Genomic DNA, 15,261 nt, shown 5'->3' on the forward strand with positions numbered 1-15,261 from the left:
AACGCGCCAGCTCCTGGCGGGGCTGACGCATGACCTCGGCGTCGCGAATCAGAGTGGGTAACGCAACGGATCGTAGGCTTGAGCAGCAAAAAACCGGGATAACCGCCATAAAAAAGCCAGGCATCGAAAGCCTGGCTTTTTGTCCCCGCAGACCCTGTCAGTCCGGCAACCAGCCCTTCATCCACAGATTCAGGTTATTGCCCCGCAACATGTAATCGCGCAGCACGTGCTCACGCAGCGCATCGCCCATGCGGTAGCTGGCAGCGGGATCGGCCAGGTGCATGCGGATCGCTTCGATCCATTCCTGGGTGCTGTTGCTGACGACCTTGGTACACGGCAGGTAGCCGCGATAGGCCGCGGTGTCGGTGCAGATCACCGGATAACCGCAGGCGCCGTATTCCAGCAGGCGCAGGTTGCTCTTGCAGTCGTTGAAGATGTGGAACTCCAGCGGCGCCAGGGCCAGGTCGAGGTTGAGGCTGGCCAACCTGTACGGGTAAGCCTGCAGACTGATCAAGGCGTGGAACTCGTGGACATACGGCCGCAGTTCGTCCGGGCACATGCCGAAGAACACCCATTCGACTTCATTAGCCAGTTCGCGCACCACCTCGGCGATGACTTCCAGGTCGCCGGTGTGGCTGGTCCCCCCTCCCCAGCCCACCCGCGGCTTGCTTGAGGTACCACGGCGGCTGGTCAGGCTGCCCCAGGGGTCGACCGGCAGCATGTTCGGCACGATCCGGATGTCGCTGTGCATGCCCGACAGCGCATCGGCCAGCGGCTGCGTGGTGACCACCACCCGATCGCACAGGGCGATGCCCTGGCGCAGCATGGCTTCGGTGTTGCCCGGCTGGTTGCGCGCGAGCATGTTTTTCTTCGGCGCGCTGACCACATAGTCGTCCAGCTCGAATACCCGCAGGGCGCTGGAGTACTTTTTCATGCGCAGGATGTCGCTCGCCGCCCCGTCGCTGTAGCGGCACTGCAAGATGATCGAGTCGGGATCCAAGCGCTGGATTTCCACGTTCGCGGGAGACTCATGGGCCACTCGACCGATCAGCCGCCCCTCCTCCTCCAGCGCCGTCAGCGGCGCCATTACCCGATAATGGCCCACCGCCTGGTTGTTCACCGGCAAGCCGAGCACCAATGGCAAGGCCCGGGTCGAGAACGGATTCCAGTTATCGCGCAGCCCCACTTCCAGGCTGAAGCTGGAATAACCCAGGCTCAGGGCCGGGTTGTAGGCCGGGTCACGGGCGACCTGGGGCATCCAGCTGCGATAGAAGGTGTCTTCCTGTGCCTCCAGCTCTTCGGGCTCCTGCGGCGGCGTTTCGACCGGTGCCAGCACCAGGCTGGCATAGGGCGTCCAGACCACCAGGTAGCCGTCGCGATTGATCCGCAGGCACAGGTCGACATCACTCAGGCCCTGGGAATAGTTGACCTCATCCAGCCCGCCGACACTGTCGAATACCTCCTTGCGCACCAGCAGGCAGTCGCCGCTGACCGCGCTCCAGCTCTGCGGCACTTGCAAGCGCTGCATGTAACCGCGGGCGCTGGCGGCCTCGCCATGGAACGGCGAACTGGCGGCTCCAGCCAGGCCGAGGATCAACCCGGCATGCACGATCGAGCCGTCCGGCCCGAGTATTCGCGCGCCCACCACCCCCACTTCCGGGCGCCGGGCGTGGTTGAGCAGTTCGTCCAGCCAGTCGCCGGAGCAGATCAAGGCATTGGCGTCGAGCAACAGCAGGTATTCGCCGCGCGCCTGTTGCGCCGCGTAATTACGGACCGCCGCCGCAGTGCCGCGGCCGGCAAACGGCAACACCCGCAACATGTCGGCACCGAGCTGCGCCATGGCCTCCAGCCACGCGGCCATGGCCGGGTCGCGGCTGCCGCTGTCGACGATCAGGATCTCGTAATGGCTGTAGGCGGTCTTTTCGATCAGGCTTTCGGTGCAGCGCTGCAAGGCCGCCAGCGAATCGCCAGCCTGGATGATGATCGACACCAACGGCCGCTGCGGGAACAGGTAATCGATGCGGTTGAGCAGCGGCAATTCGTCGTGGCTGATGCGGTGCTCCACGCCAATCCTGTCCAGATGCGCACCGACCAGGCCGGCGTTGCCCTCGATCACTACGGGCAGCGACAGCCAGTCGGCGAAATTGAACGGGCTCTCGACCTGGATTTCGGCAATGTGTTCGATGGTCTGCGGCCCCGCCTCTTCCACCAGGCGCCACAGCACGTCATGGGGGGCCAGTTCGCCAAAGGCAGGGTCGAAACCGCCCTGGGTCAGAAAGCGCTGGCGCTCGAATGCCAGCGTCCGGCCGACGTAGGGGTAACCGCGCATCAGGTCGAGGTTGAAATCAGGCTTGAACACCGGATCGCTGGAGTCGCCTTTGACCAGCGCGCCTTCGTCGCTGTAGACGCACAGCGCGCCCGGGCTCGCGGCAATGCGTTCGGCAAGGATCAGCAGCGCCGACTCCTTCAAGGTGTCACCCGCGCGCAGCAAGTAAAACCAGTGGCAACCTTCCAGCTGCGGCACCAGCGCATTGAGCTGCTGTGGCCACTGCGCCTCCAGCGGCAGTTGCAGCACGCGTTCGTGCTCCGCGCACTCGGCATTGGACAGGACCAGGATCGCCTGCGGCGCATACAGCTGCCGCGCCAGGCTCTGCAGGGTCGACTCCAGGGCCACGCCATCGGCGTCCACGTCGATCACGACGGGCACGATCTGCGGCCGTGTCGGCCAGCTGGCGATGCGCTGTGGCAGGTGGCGTTTCTCGGTGTCGGTAAAACGCCGGATCGCCAACCACTCCTTGTAGAACTCGGCGTAACTTTCACTCTCGCCGCCGACTCGGCCATTGACCACCGTACTGCGGTTGCCCAGTACCCGGGTCACGCACAGCTCGTCCCACTGCCAACCGGGCTGCGCCATGTTCTCTAGGTCCACATAGCGTACCCAGCCCTCGGCCGGGGCCGACTCGCCGCTGCGCGCAGCGAGCATCTGCGCCAGCCAGTCCCACTCAAGTTTCGCCACGCGCTGCACTTGCGGCTGTTTGCTCAGGCGCTCCAGGTACAGGCGCTCGGTGCTCAGCACGGTATTGAGCAGCGCCAGGTTGCCACGCCGCATCAGGCACACGAACAGCGCCAGATCCAACAGCGCGACAAACCCCGCGCCCTCTTGCGTCAGGGCTGGCAACAGCTCCAGCACGTCGACACGGCGCATCAGGGTCGAACTGAAATTACCGAGGAAGTGGCGCGGCGTGCTCTCGAGGATCGCCAGCATGTCGTCGCCCTTGAGCATCGCGTCGTTCGGCGACAGCCGGGCATTCTCGACCCGCGGCGGCAGAATGAAATTGCCAGCGTCGCTCAACACCCGCAAACCGCAGACCAGATTGATCTCGGGGTGATCGGCCAACACCTGCGCCTGCATGGCAATGCAGGGAGCGAACAGACGGTCATCGTCGCAGAGGATCTTGATCAGTTCGCCCCGCGCCTCTTCGACACAGCGCAGCAGGTTTTTCTGCATGCCCAGGCACTGCGGGTTGCGCAGATAACGCACCGGATGGGGCGGCTCGACGATGGCCTCGACCGCCTGACGGATCTCATCGCCAGCCGAGTCGTCGCAGATGACGATTTCGATCCGCTCCCAGGTCTGGGCCAGCGCACTCTCGAACGCCTGGCTGAAGAAGCGCGGATTGAAGGCAGGGATGACGATGCTGACTAGCGGGCGTTGATTCACGACAGGAAACTCTCGAGCGGCGGGCCCGGCCTGGTCAGGCGGGCCGCGGAACCGCTTAATGAAGACGGTTGGCGGCTCGGCGGTGCGGCCGCGCTCACAGGAGCGCGACCGGGCTCAGGCTCAGACCTTGTTGAACAGGCCCAGCTGGGCAATCTTGCTGAAGGCCAGTTGCGAGGCTTGCAGCATGGTCTGTTGCAGGGTCAGGCGGGTCATCACCTCGGCCGGGTCGGAATCGCGGATTGCCGACTGGGTCTGGGTATTGGCGGCGCTCAGGCTCATGTTGGTTTCGTTCTGAATCTCCAGCGCCGACCCACGACCACCGATATCGCTGACCGCGCTCGCCACCTGGTTGGCGCCGCTGGCCAGGTTGGCCATCCCCGCCTGCAACCCCGCGTTGAGTTTCTGGATGGCGATCGGATCACCGTTGGTCGGTGTATCCAGCACCGTACGCAGTTGGCTGATGGTGTCGAGGACGTTCTGGGTCTGGTGGTTGTTGACCGCCACCACATACTGGTCGCCCGCCGCCGGCGTACCGCTGAAGGTGAAGCCCACGCCAGACGCCGTGGCAGTGGAGCCGGCCATGGTGCCGGTGGAAACCGGCTTGCTGTCGGCGGTCAACGGCGACGCGTACAGCTCGTAGTCGGTGGCGCTGGTGAACTTGAGGATCGCACCACCGCTCGGGAAGCTGGCGTTGTAGGCGTTGCTGTTGCTGACGCTGGCACCGGTCACCACCGCGGTCGACGGGTTGCCCGGGCTGCGCGAGACGTTGAAGGAGTCAGGCTTGGCCGCCAGGGTGAAGCTGTGACCGGCGATCTCCGTGTTCGGGGGGATAGCATCGCCAGGTTTCAGGTTGATGCTCAAACGCATATCGACGCCACGGAAACTGACGGTCTGCGCTTCTGCGCCTTTGCTGGAGCTGAAGGAGCCATTCTGGCTGGCCTCGGACGTCACGTCGTTGCCGGCGCTGTCAGTGATCTTGAACTGAGTGCTGCTGAGGAAGCTGATGGTGTACGGCTCGCCGCTGCGGAACTCGCTGTTGTACTTCGGATTCGAAGACACCTGCCCGTTGGACAGCGTCACCCGGCCATCATCCACCGTCGGCGCGGTCATGCTGACCTGGCTGCGGCTGGTATTGATGGCTTGCTGGAAGGCGGCCCAGCCGGTGGTATTGGTGGCCATGGACATGGTGTCGCCCACCGGCAGGTTCAGCGTGGTCTGGTCGCCGTTGTAGCTGTAGGTGCCGTCGGAGTTGCGGGCAAACGGCACGGTGTCGCCCTGGGAACCGGCAAAGATGTACTTGCCGTTTTCATCCTGGGTATTCATCAGGCTCAACAGCTGCTCTTCGATCTGCGCCAGTTCGGCGGCGTTAGCCTTGCGGTCGGCGTCGGTGTAACCGGCGCTGCCGGCTCCGCTCGCCAGTTCCTGGGCACGCGCCAGAACGTTGGTGATGCTGGTCAGGACCGATTCGGCCTGGCCCAGGGACGCCTTGATCGAAGTGGTGTTGGCCGAGTACTGGCTCAACAGCGAAGCCTGCTGGCCCAGTTGCAGCAGGCGCGAAGCGCCTACCGGATCATCGGCCGCGGTGTTGACGCGAATCAGGCTGCTAGCCTCTTCGCTGCTCTTGACCGCATTGGCGAAGTTCTTCTGGTAGTTGGCAGCCGAGGACTCGTAAAACTGGGCGGTGGAAATACGCATGGACTACGACTCCTTAAAGGCTGTTGATCAGGGTGGCGAAGGTTTCCTGCGCCGCCTTGATGATCTGCGAGGACGCGGTGTAGTACTGCTGGTACTTGACCAGGTTGCCGGTTTCCTGATCCAGGTCGACCCCGGACAACGAATCCCGCGCGCCCTTGGCGTTGGCCAGCATCGTCTCGGTGGCCGCGCTGTCGAGCTTGCCCTGGCTGGCCTTGGCACCGACGTTCTCCACCAGCTTGCCGTAGGCGTCGACCAGGGTGATGCCCTTGCTGGCCGAACCGGTATCCACGGTCTGCTTGGTCTGTAGCCCCGCCAGGGCGGTGCCGTTGCGGTTATCGGTGGAACCGGCACCGTTGAACTTGACGTTCAGCCCTTCGCCTTCCTTCGGCGAACCGGCGACGCTCATTTCCACGGTGAAGGTTTTCTGCACCGGCGGTGTGCCGCCGTCGGTGATCGGGTTGCCGCTGGCATCGACCATCTTGATCTGCAGGTTCAGGGTGTTGTTCTGCCCCGGGACGATCGAACCGGTGCCCATCAACGTGCCCTTGGCATCGTAGTACTTGTAGCCCTGGCTGCCGCCCGCGGGGGCGTCGAAAACCAGCTTGACCGGCACCGAGTTCTTGATCGCGGTCTGCATCTCGGTTTTGGCGGCCGAGTTGTAGATGTCCAGCGCCGGCTTGACTGTTGGCAGGCCCGGAATACTCAGCGAACCGGTGGCCCCCGGCAGTACCTCGGCATTCAGCGGCGCGGCGATGGCCAGGCGCTTGGCGTCGGTCAGCTCGGTCTTGATAGTGGTCGCCGCGTTACGGGTCGGGGTGATCTTGAAACTGTCGCCGGCGCTCATCGCGCCGCCGTTGAGGCTCAGGGTGAAACCGTCGATCACCGGTGGCGGCGTGGTGGTGGTGCTGAACGCGCCCAGGCTGGTGCCGTCGGAGCGCTTGACCGTGTAGTCGGTGGCGCTGGTGAAGGTCACCTGGTAGTCGCTGATGGTCAGCTTGCCGGTGTCCTTGATGGTCACGTCGAGGTTGCCCGAGCCTGCGCTGTTGTTGCCGTTGGCAATGCTGCGCTGGCTGATCAGGGCCGCACTGTTGATGTTGTTGAACAGTGCCGCGCCGAACTCGCCGTTCTTGTCGATGCCTTGTCCGAGCTGGCTGTTGACCTGGTCGGCGATCACCAGGGCCACACGCCCCAGTTCGTTCATCGCCGGGTCCAGCACCTCGTTGCGATAGCGCAACAGGCCGCCGATCTCGCCACCGGTGACCACCGAGGTCACATCGATAGTGCTCGAGCCGCGATTGAGTTGCAGCGAGGAACGGGTCGGGTCGGTCTTGCCGGCGACCACTTCCAGCTTGCTGGTGGTGTTACCCACGACCAGCGGCTGGCCGCTGCCCAGGTACAGGTCGACGCTCGAGCCGCGCTCCGAGACATCCACTTTGACGAACTGCGACAGCTGGCGCAGCGTCTCGTTGCGCGCGTCGAGCAGGTCGTTGGGCATGCCACCGCCACTGGAGACTTCGGAAATCTTCTGGTTCAGCAGGGCGACAGTGGCCGCCAGCTTGTTGACCTGGTCAGCCATGCTGCTCAGGTTGCCGTTGATGTTGGCGTTCTGCTCGTTCAACTGGCTGGAAACGGAATTGAAGCGGTTGCTCAGGGCTTGCGCGTCGCTGAGCAGTAATTGGCGCGAGGCATCGTCGGCCGGCTTGGCGTTGACGTTCTGCATCGAGGCAAAGAATTTGGTCAGCGCGCCGGTGATGCCGGTGCCGCTGTCCGACAGCAGCTTGTCCACCGGGGTGATCTGCCCCTGGTAGGCGGCGACATCGCTGTTCAGCGAGGTGGTGGTCTGCAGCTGGGCGTCCAGGTAGCTGTTGTACACCCGGCGCACGTCGGCCAGGGTGGTACCGCTGCCGATGAAGACGTTGCCGTACTGGTTCGAAGCCTTGCTGCCCTGCACGGTCTGCTGGCGCGAATAACCGGCGGTATCGGCGTTGGCGATGTTATTACCCGTGGTCATCAACGACGTTTGGCTGGCTGACAGCCCCGACATCCCGATATTGAGCAAACTCATGATTCAGACCTTATAAATTCGTGGAAGCGCCCGCCGCAGCGTAGTTCTCGTAGCTCTTCATCTGCTTGGCAATCTGCGAAATCTTGCTTGCGTAGTCCGGGTCGGTTGCATACCCGGCCTTTTGCAACTCGCGTACAAACTGTTCTGGGTTATCGGCCGACTTCAGCACTTCTTGATAGCGATTGTTGCTCTGCAACAAGGTCACCAGGTCGTGGAAGCTGTCCTGATACGAGGCATAGGAACGGAACTCGGCCGTCTCCTTGACCATCTGGCCATTTCTGAATTCGCTGGTGATCGCCCGCGCCTGGTCGCCCTTCCAACTGCTGCCGGCCTTGATGCCGAACAGGTTGTGGCTGCTGCTGCCGTCCTGCTGGCGCATCACCGATTTGCCCCAGCCGGTTTCCAGCGCGGCCTGGGCGACCAGGTAGCGCGGATCGACACCGATGCGGTCGGCAGCCTGCTGCGCCATCGGCAGCATGGTGGCGACGAATTCGTCCGCCGAGCTGAAGGCTTTCTTCGCCGGCGCCAACGGTGGCTGGGCCACGGCGCGACCGTAGATCTGCATGCGTCCGTGGGGCACCGCGGCAAAGCTGCGCGAGCTGTTCTTGACCAGCGCGTCGGTAGCGGCCGTGGTGCGTTCCGGCAAGGCCGTCCGGTTGGCGGCGGCACTGTCGGCCGACGGCACGATGCCCGCCAACAAGCGATCGGTCAGCTTGCTTGGCAGGGAAATACGCCGCTGGTTGAGCAGCGCCATATCGTTATGGGTACCGCTGTCGGCGGCGCGCTGCGGTTCCAGCGCACGAGAGGCCCACAACGGACGCTGGCCATTGACCCGCGACAACGGCCCGCCCAAAGCGGTGGTGCCGGCAGCGATGGCGGTTGGCGTCGCGACCTTTTCAGTCAGCGCGACCTTTTCAGCCTGGGCGCCGGGCAGGGTCGCCGCCGCGGCAGGATTAGTAGATTTGTTCTTCGACATCTGGCGCATCAGCACATCGGCCAGGCCGATACCACCACCCTCGCGGGACATGGAAACCGCCAACTGCTGGTCGTACATTTCCTGGTATTGCTTGGCCGCCGGGGTATTGAGCGGGTTGTCCTTGCCCAGCGCTTCGGTGGCCGAGCGCATGGACTTGAGCATTTCGTTGAGGAACAGCGACTCGAACTCCTGCGCCACCTTGCGCATGTTGGCGTCGCTGTTCTTGTCGCCGACCTTGAGCTGGTTAAGCCGGTTGAGGTCCGAGTAGGAACCCGAATCGCCGCTGCTGACCAGACCGCTCTTGCGAATATCCATAGCCCCTACCTCAAATCACGATCAGGTCGGCTTGCAGCGCGCCGGCCTGTTTCAAGGCTTCGAGGATCGCCATCAGGTCGCCCGGTGCCGCGCCGACCTGGTTCACCGCACGCACGATCTCGTCGAGGGTGGTGCCCGGGCCGAACTTGAACATCGGCTTGGCTTCCTGCTCGGCGTTGACCCGCGAGCGTGGCACGACCGCGGTCTGGCCGTTGGACAGCGGGCCAGGCTGGCTGACGATCGGGTCTTCGGTGATGGTCACGGTAAGGCTGCCGTGAGTCACGGCGGCTGGCGACACCTTGACGTTCTGGCCGATGACGATAGTGCCAGTGCGCGAGTTGATGATGACCTTGGCCACCGCCTGCCCCGGATCGATTTCCAGGTTCTCGAGGATCGACAGATAGTCGACGCGCTGGCTCGGATCGAGCGGTGCGGTAACGCGGATCGAACCGCCGTCGATGGCCTGGGCCACGCCCGGGCCGAGCATGTCGTTGATCTTGTCGACGATGCGCTTGGCGGTGGTGAAATCGGAACGGTTGAGGTTCAGGGTCAGGCTGTTGCCCTGGTTGAAACCGCTCGGTACCGCGCGCTCCACCGAGGCACCGCCAGGGATGCGACCGGCCGACGGAACGTTGACCGTGATCTTCGAACCGTCACGGCCTTCGGCGTCGAAACCACCCACCACCAGGTTGCCCTGGGCGATGGCGTAGACGTTGCCGTCGATCCCCTTGAGTGGCGTCAGCAGCAAGGTGCCGCCACGCAGGCTCTTGGAGTTGCCGATGGAGGACACGGTGATATCCACCTGCTGCCCCGGCTTGGCGAACGCTGGCAGATCGGCGCTCACCGATACCGCCGCGACGTTCTTCAACTGCACATTGCCGGAACCCGGCGGCACCTTGATGCCGAACTGCGACAGCATGTTGTTGAAGGTCTGCAGGGTGAAGGGTGTCTGGGTCGTCTGGTCGCCGGTGCCGTTAAGCCCGACCACCAGGCCGTAGCCGATCAACTGGTTGGAACGCACGCCGGAAATGCTGGCGATGTCCTTCAGCCGTTCGGCTTGAGCGTGGCAGGCCGCCGAAAGCAACAGCGCGGCCAGCATGAGGCGTTTGAAATTCAACGTAGCCACCTAGAAAGGGAACAGCGGGCTGAGGAAGAAACGGTCGAACCAGCCCGGCTGGCTCGCATCGGCAAAGGCACCGGTGCCCGAATAGGTGATGCGGGCGTCGGCGACGCGGGTCGAGGAAACCGTGTTGTCGGTGGCGATATCGTCGGCGCGCACCAGGCCGGCAATCCGCACCAGCTCGTCGCCGGTGTTGAGGGTCAGCCACTTCTCGCCGCGCACGGCGATGATGCCGTTGGGCAGCACGTCGGCCACCGTCACGGTGATCGAGCCGGTCAGGCTGTTGCTCTGGCCGGACTTGCTGTCGCCCTTGGTGGCCCGGTCGCCGCTGTAACCGACGTCCAGGCTCAGGTCGCCGCTGCCCACCGGGTTATTGGTGCTCAGGCCACCACCGAAAAACGAGGTCAGGCCGATGCCGGTCTTGCTGTTCTTGTCGACCTGCGAGTTGGCGTTCTTGCTCGCCTGGGTCCGCTCGTTGAGGGTGATGGTGATGATGTCGCCCACGCGGAACGCCTTGCGGTCGCTGTAGAGGTTCTGCTCGAAGCCAGCCTGGTAGATCGAGCCGTTGTTGGCCGCAGCCGGCAACGGAGTACGTGGCAACACCGGAGCGTAATACGGGTCATTGGGCTTCGGCGTCGGGGCCACGCAGCCTCCGAGCACGACGAACCCACTCAGTGCGAGAACAGATACAAAGCGATTCATGACCCTACCTCATGGTGTTGCAGGCGGCCGCAGGGCCGCCCCAGGACTTGATTACAGATTCTGCGTGACGAACGAGAGCATCTGGTCGGCGGTGGAGATCACCTTGGAGTTCATCTCGTAGGCGCGCTGGGTGGTGATCATGTTGACCATCTCCTCAACGGTACTGACGTTGGAGGTTTCCAGGGTGTTCTGCAGGGTGGTGCCGAAACCGTTGAGGCCCGGGGTACCGACTTGCGGCGCGCCGCTGGCGGCGGTTTCCAGGAACAGGTTGTTGCCCGTCGCTTGCAGGCCGGCCGGGTTGATGAAGTCGGCGGTCTGCAGGTTGCCGATCACTTGCGAGGCCGGGTTGCCGGCGGTGGTGATCGAGACGGTGCCGTCCTGGCCCACGGTGAAGGTCTGGGCGTCGTTCGGCACGACGATCGCCGGCTCCAGCGCGAAGCCGTTGGCGGTGACGATCTGGCCATTGGAGTCCAGGTGGAAGGTGCCGTCGCGGGTATAGGACGTGGTGCCGTCCGGTTGCAGGATCTGGAAGAAACCGCGGCCGTTGATGGCCATGTCCAGCGGCTGCTCGGTGGTCTGCAGGCTGCCGGCGGTGAAGTTCTTCTGGGTACCGACGATGCGCACACCGGTACCCAGTTGCAGGCCCGACGGCAGCTCGCTGTCCTGGGTCGACTGGGCGCCAGGCTGACGCTTGATCTGATACAGCAGGTCCTGGAACTCGGCGCGATCACGTTTGAAACCCGTGGTCGAAACGTTCGCCAGGTTGTTGGAAATGGTGGTCAGGTTAGTGTCCTGGGCAGACAGACCTGTTTTGGCAACCCACAGAGCCGGAAGCATTCGATTCTCCTCGTGCGCCTGTTTTACGGCGCGACGTACTGGTAATTAGCTGATCTGCAAGACCCGAGCCATGGCCTGGTCGTCTTCTTTGGCGGTGTTCATCATCTTGATGTGCAGTTCGAACTGCTTGGAGAGCGCCAGCACCGAGGTCATTTCCTCGACCGCATTGACGTTGCTCGACTCGAGGAATCCCGAGACCAGTTGCACATTGGCGTCAGCCGCTGCCGGCTGGCCGTCCTTGGTATGGATCGAACCGTCCAGACCCTTGGTCATGTTCTTCAGGTCCGGGTTGACCAGCTTGATGCGGTCGACCTCGGCCATCACCCGCGGGCCTTCGCCCATGGCGCGGATGCTGATGGTGCCGTCCTGGCCGACTTCCACCTGCTGCTCCGGCGGCACGGCGATCGGGCCGCCGTTGCCGATCACCGGCATGCCGTTGCCGGCGCGCAGCACGCCCAGGGCGTCGATATTCAGACTGCCGGTGCGCACGTAGCTTTCACCGCCCTCCGGGGTCTGCACGGCGATCCAGCCATTGCCGCTGACCGCCACGTCGAGGTCGCGACCGGTTTCCACCAGCGAACCCGGGGTGAAATCGGTAGCCGGCCGTTCGGACATGGCAAAGGCCCGCGCCGGAAAGCTGTCACCAAACACCGGCATCGAACGCGCCTGCTCCAGGTCGCGCTGGAAACCGTTGGTGGAGATGTTCGCCAGGTTGTTGGCATGCGCCTTTTGCGCCAGCGCATTCTGGCTGGCACCGGTCATGGCCACATAAAGGTACTTGTCCACAGTCTTTCCTCTGCATGTCGGACGTTTGCCGTCCACCGCTGTACTGCTGAGCCATAAGCAATAAGCGCACCAACTTGTTTTTCGGGCGGCCGAAGGCAGGAAATCCGGGAACTTGAGGGCGTTCGAAGGGAATCGGGCGATTGTGTCAAAGACGAAAAACCGGCGCAGATATGCCGCTTACGGCAAGCCTCGGCCTCCAGGGCACGCCCCTGCCTCGCCGCTGCTCCTGTAGCCGCTGCCGCAGGCTGCGATCGAGGCCGCAGGACTTGCAAGGCTGGCAACGCATGACCTCGACCCGATCGCAGACTTAAGGCCTGGCGCCTGCTGCGCAGCCGATCGCAGCCTGCGGCAGCGGCTACAGGATTCAGTTTTCGTCGGTGTTTTTGCCGACTTCGTATTCGCGCAGTTTGTTGGCGATGGTGGTGTGCGACACGCCCAGGCGCTTGCCCAGCTGACGGCTGCTGGGGTGCTCGGAATACAGGCGTTCGAGCACCGCCTTTTCGAAGCGCCCGACGATGTCGTCGAGCCCGCCTTCCAGGGAGAAGTCACCAAGGGGTTGGCGCACGCCATAGTCCGGCAGGCGGATGTGCTCGGCCTTGACCGTGCCGCCGTCGCACAGGGACACCGCCTGGAACAGCACGTTTTCCAGCTGCCGCACGTTGCCCGGCCAGTGGTAATGGCTGAGACGCTCCATGGCCGCCGGCGCCAGCCTGGGCAAGGCGCAGCCGATCTGCCGGCTGGCCTGGTCGAGGAAGTGCTCCACCAGCGGTGTCAGGCCGTCGAGGCACTCGCGCAGCGGCGGGATGTGCAACGACAAGACGTTGAGGCGGTGATACAGGTCCTGGCGGAACTCGCCGCGGGCGCACAGCTCGGACAAATCGACCTGGGTCGCACAGATCACCCGCACGTCCAGGTACACCTCTTCGTCGCTGCCGACCCGGCGGAAGCAGCCGTCCTGCAGAAAGCGCAGGAGCTTGACCTGCAAGCGCGGGCTCATCTCCCCCACCCCGTCGAGAAACAGCGTGCCGCCAGCGGTCAGTTCCAGCAGCCCGAGCTTGCCTTCGGCCCGCGCCCCTTCGAAGGCCCCCGGCCCGTAGCCGAACAGCTCGGTCTCGGCCATGGATTCCGGCAGGCCGGCGCAGTTGAGCGCCATCAGCGGCGATTGCCCGCGCGGGCTGGCCAGGTGGCAGGCGCGCGCCAGCAGTTCCTTGCCGGTGCCGGTCTCGCCCTCGATCAGCAGCGGCGCGTCCAGCGGTGCCATGCGCCGCGCTTCGCGGACCACCGCGGCCATGACTTTCGAACTCTGGAAGATGCTGTCGAAGCCGCGCAACTCCTGCTTGCGCACGTTATAGATGCGCTCGCCGACCCGGTCCGCGCGGTGCAGCGTCAGCACCGCGCCGGCCATGGCCTCACTGTCGTCGTGCTCCGATTGCAGCGGCGCGATGTCCGCCAGAAACACGTCACCCTTGACCTTGACCCGCAGGCCGTTGATCCGCGACTTGTTGGCCCGTACCAGCTCCGGCAGGTCGAAATCCTCGGCATAGCGCGACAGCGGAATCCCCGGCACCTCGTCCACCCGCACGCCCAACAGCTGCGCCGCCGCGCGGTTGGCGGCGACGATGGAACCGCCCATGTCGATGGACAACACCGGAAACTCCAGGGCCCCAAGCAGCGCATTGAGTTCCATGTGCCGCCGCTCGCTGGGCATCAGCCCGACCCGCTTGACCCCGAACACCCCGGCGATCGACTCGAACTTCGGCCGCAATGCCTGGAACTGCAGATTGATCAGGTTCGGGCAATGCAGGTAGATGGCATTGCCATGTTCGCCGCCCACCTCACCCCGGGCGACGTTGATGCCGTACTCCACCAGCAGGTTGAGAATGTCGCGCAGGATGCCGATGCGATTCTGGCAGTGGACTTTGATACGCATAGAAGGAAGGCCCGAGACAGGTAATGGAGGGCGTGAATGCCAGAAAGCGGCGTTTTTGACACCGCCCGACAGGAACTTTCTGCGGTGTGACGCAGATAATCGTCAAGATTATGTGACAGTCACCGGCCTTTTCAAATCGACTATTCTCAGTATTAGCGGCCTCGTGGCGCTTTCGTAACGAAAACTTTACGAAATCAGCCCTGATTCGCCCATTACGTTCACGTCAACCTGCTGCATGGGCTGCAACCTTGGGTTATCTCTAGCGTCAACTGATAACAAGAAGCAGCCCCTGACAGGAGAGCAGCATGAAGCAGACGCAGTACGTGGCCCGCGAGCCCGACGCGCAAGGTTTTATCCACTACCCCGATGAAGAACACGCGGTGTGGAACACCCTGATCACCCGTCAACTGAAAGTGATCGAGGGTCGCGCGTGCCAGGAATACCTGGACGGCATCGAGAAACTCGGCCTGCCCCACGACCGCATCCCGCAGTTGGGCGAAATCAACAAGGTGCTGGGCGCAACCACCGGCTGGCAGGTCGCTCGGGTGCCGGCGCTGATTCCCTTCCAGACCTTCTTCGAATTGCTCGCCAGCAAACAGTTTCCGGTCGCGACCTTTATTCGTACCCGCGAAGAACTGGACTACCTGCAAGAGCCGGACATCTTCCACGAGATCTTTGGCCACTGCCCGCTGCTGACCAACCCCTGGTTCGCCGAATTCACCCACACCTACGGCAAGCTCGGCCTGCAGGCCACCAAGGAAGAACGGGTGTACCTGGCGCGCCTGTACTGGATGACCATCGAATTCGGCCTGCTGGACACCCCGCAAGGCCAGCGCATCTACGGCGGTGGCATCCTCTCCTCGCCGAAGGAAACCGTCTACTGCCTGTCGGACGTGCCCGAGCACCAGGCCTTCGACCCGCTGGAAGCGATGCGCACCCCGTACCGCATCGACATTCTGCAACCCATCTACTTTGTGCTGCCCAACCTCAAGCGCCTGTTCGACCTGGCCCATGAAGACATCATGGCCCTGGTGCACCAGGGCATGCAGATGGGCCTGCACGCTCCCAAGTTTCCGCCCAAACCCAAGGCGGCCTGAGCGCCCTGCCCTCACGC

Annotated in this window: 10 protein-coding genes; 1 reads left to right on the forward strand and 9 read right to left on the reverse strand. The window is 63.7% G+C overall.

Annotation, left to right across the window (positions count from 1 at the left end; genetic code table 11):
• Window positions 1–157: 157 nt before the first annotated feature.
• The 9 genes from J4E58_RS05715 to J4E58_RS05755 form a co-directional block, all read right to left on the reverse strand.
• Entirely contained in the window at window positions 158–3,721 is a 3,564-nt protein-coding gene (locus tag J4E58_RS05715) for a glycosyltransferase (protein ID WP_087088918.1), read from the reverse strand.
• 120 nt (window positions 3,722–3,841) lie between these two features.
• Window positions 3,842–5,416, reverse strand: a complete 1,575-nt coding sequence (locus J4E58_RS05720) for a flagellar hook-associated protein 3 (RefSeq protein ID WP_087088920.1) — start codon at window positions 5,414–5,416, stop codon at window positions 3,842–3,844.
• A gap of 13 nt (window positions 5,417–5,429) precedes the next feature.
• Complete coding sequence (gene flgK, locus J4E58_RS05725) at window positions 5,430–7,481, reverse strand: flagellar hook-associated protein FlgK (RefSeq protein ID WP_087088922.1); 2,052 nt, start codon at window positions 7,479–7,481, stop codon at window positions 5,430–5,432.
• A gap of 10 nt (window positions 7,482–7,491) precedes the next feature.
• A complete protein-coding gene (flgJ, locus tag J4E58_RS05730) occupies window positions 7,492–8,772 on the reverse strand; it encodes a flagellar assembly peptidoglycan hydrolase FlgJ (RefSeq protein ID WP_087088924.1) in 1,281 nt (426 codons plus the stop codon).
• Window positions 8,773–8,782: 10 nt separating this feature from the next.
• Window positions 8,783–9,871, reverse strand: coding sequence for a flagellar basal body P-ring protein FlgI (locus tag J4E58_RS05735; protein ID WP_080748366.1), 1,089 nt, complete (start codon window positions 9,869–9,871; stop codon window positions 8,783–8,785).
• Window positions 9,872–9,898: 27 nt separating this feature from the next.
• Window positions 9,899–10,594 (reverse strand): flagellar basal body L-ring protein FlgH, encoded by a 696-nt coding sequence (flgH, locus tag J4E58_RS05740; protein WP_053260098.1) that lies wholly within the window; start codon window positions 10,592–10,594, stop codon window positions 9,899–9,901.
• Between the two features lie 51 nt (window positions 10,595–10,645).
• Window positions 10,646–11,431 carry a flagellar basal-body rod protein FlgG gene (gene flgG, locus J4E58_RS05745; RefSeq protein WP_009047672.1) on the reverse strand — a complete coding sequence of 262 codons (786 nt, stop codon included), beginning with the start codon at window positions 11,429–11,431 and terminating at the stop codon, window positions 10,646–10,648.
• 45 nt (window positions 11,432–11,476) lie between these two features.
• A complete protein-coding gene (locus J4E58_RS05750) occupies window positions 11,477–12,217 on the reverse strand; it encodes a flagellar basal body rod protein FlgF (protein ID WP_007922703.1) in 741 nt (246 codons plus the stop codon).
• 364 nt (window positions 12,218–12,581) lie between these two features.
• Window positions 12,582–14,147, reverse strand: a complete 1,566-nt coding sequence (locus tag J4E58_RS05755; RefSeq protein WP_007930099.1) for a sigma-54-dependent phenylalanine hydroxylase transcriptional regulator PhhR — start codon at window positions 14,145–14,147, stop codon at window positions 12,582–12,584.
• A gap of 305 nt (window positions 14,148–14,452) precedes the next feature.
• Here J4E58_RS05755 and phhA point away from each other — a divergent pair, with 305 nt between their 5' ends.
• The gene (gene phhA, locus J4E58_RS05760) at window positions 14,453–15,244 is read left to right on the forward strand and encodes a phenylalanine 4-monooxygenase (protein WP_007930098.1); all 792 of its coding nucleotides are present in this window, start codon (window positions 14,453–14,455) and stop codon (window positions 15,242–15,244) included.
• The last annotated feature ends 17 nt before the right edge of the window (window positions 15,245–15,261 follow it).

The sequence above is a fragment of the Pseudomonas sp. FW305-25 genome (assembly GCF_017351415.1).
Lineage (GTDB): Bacteria > Pseudomonadota > Gammaproteobacteria > Pseudomonadales > Pseudomonadaceae > Aquipseudomonas > Aquipseudomonas chlororaphis.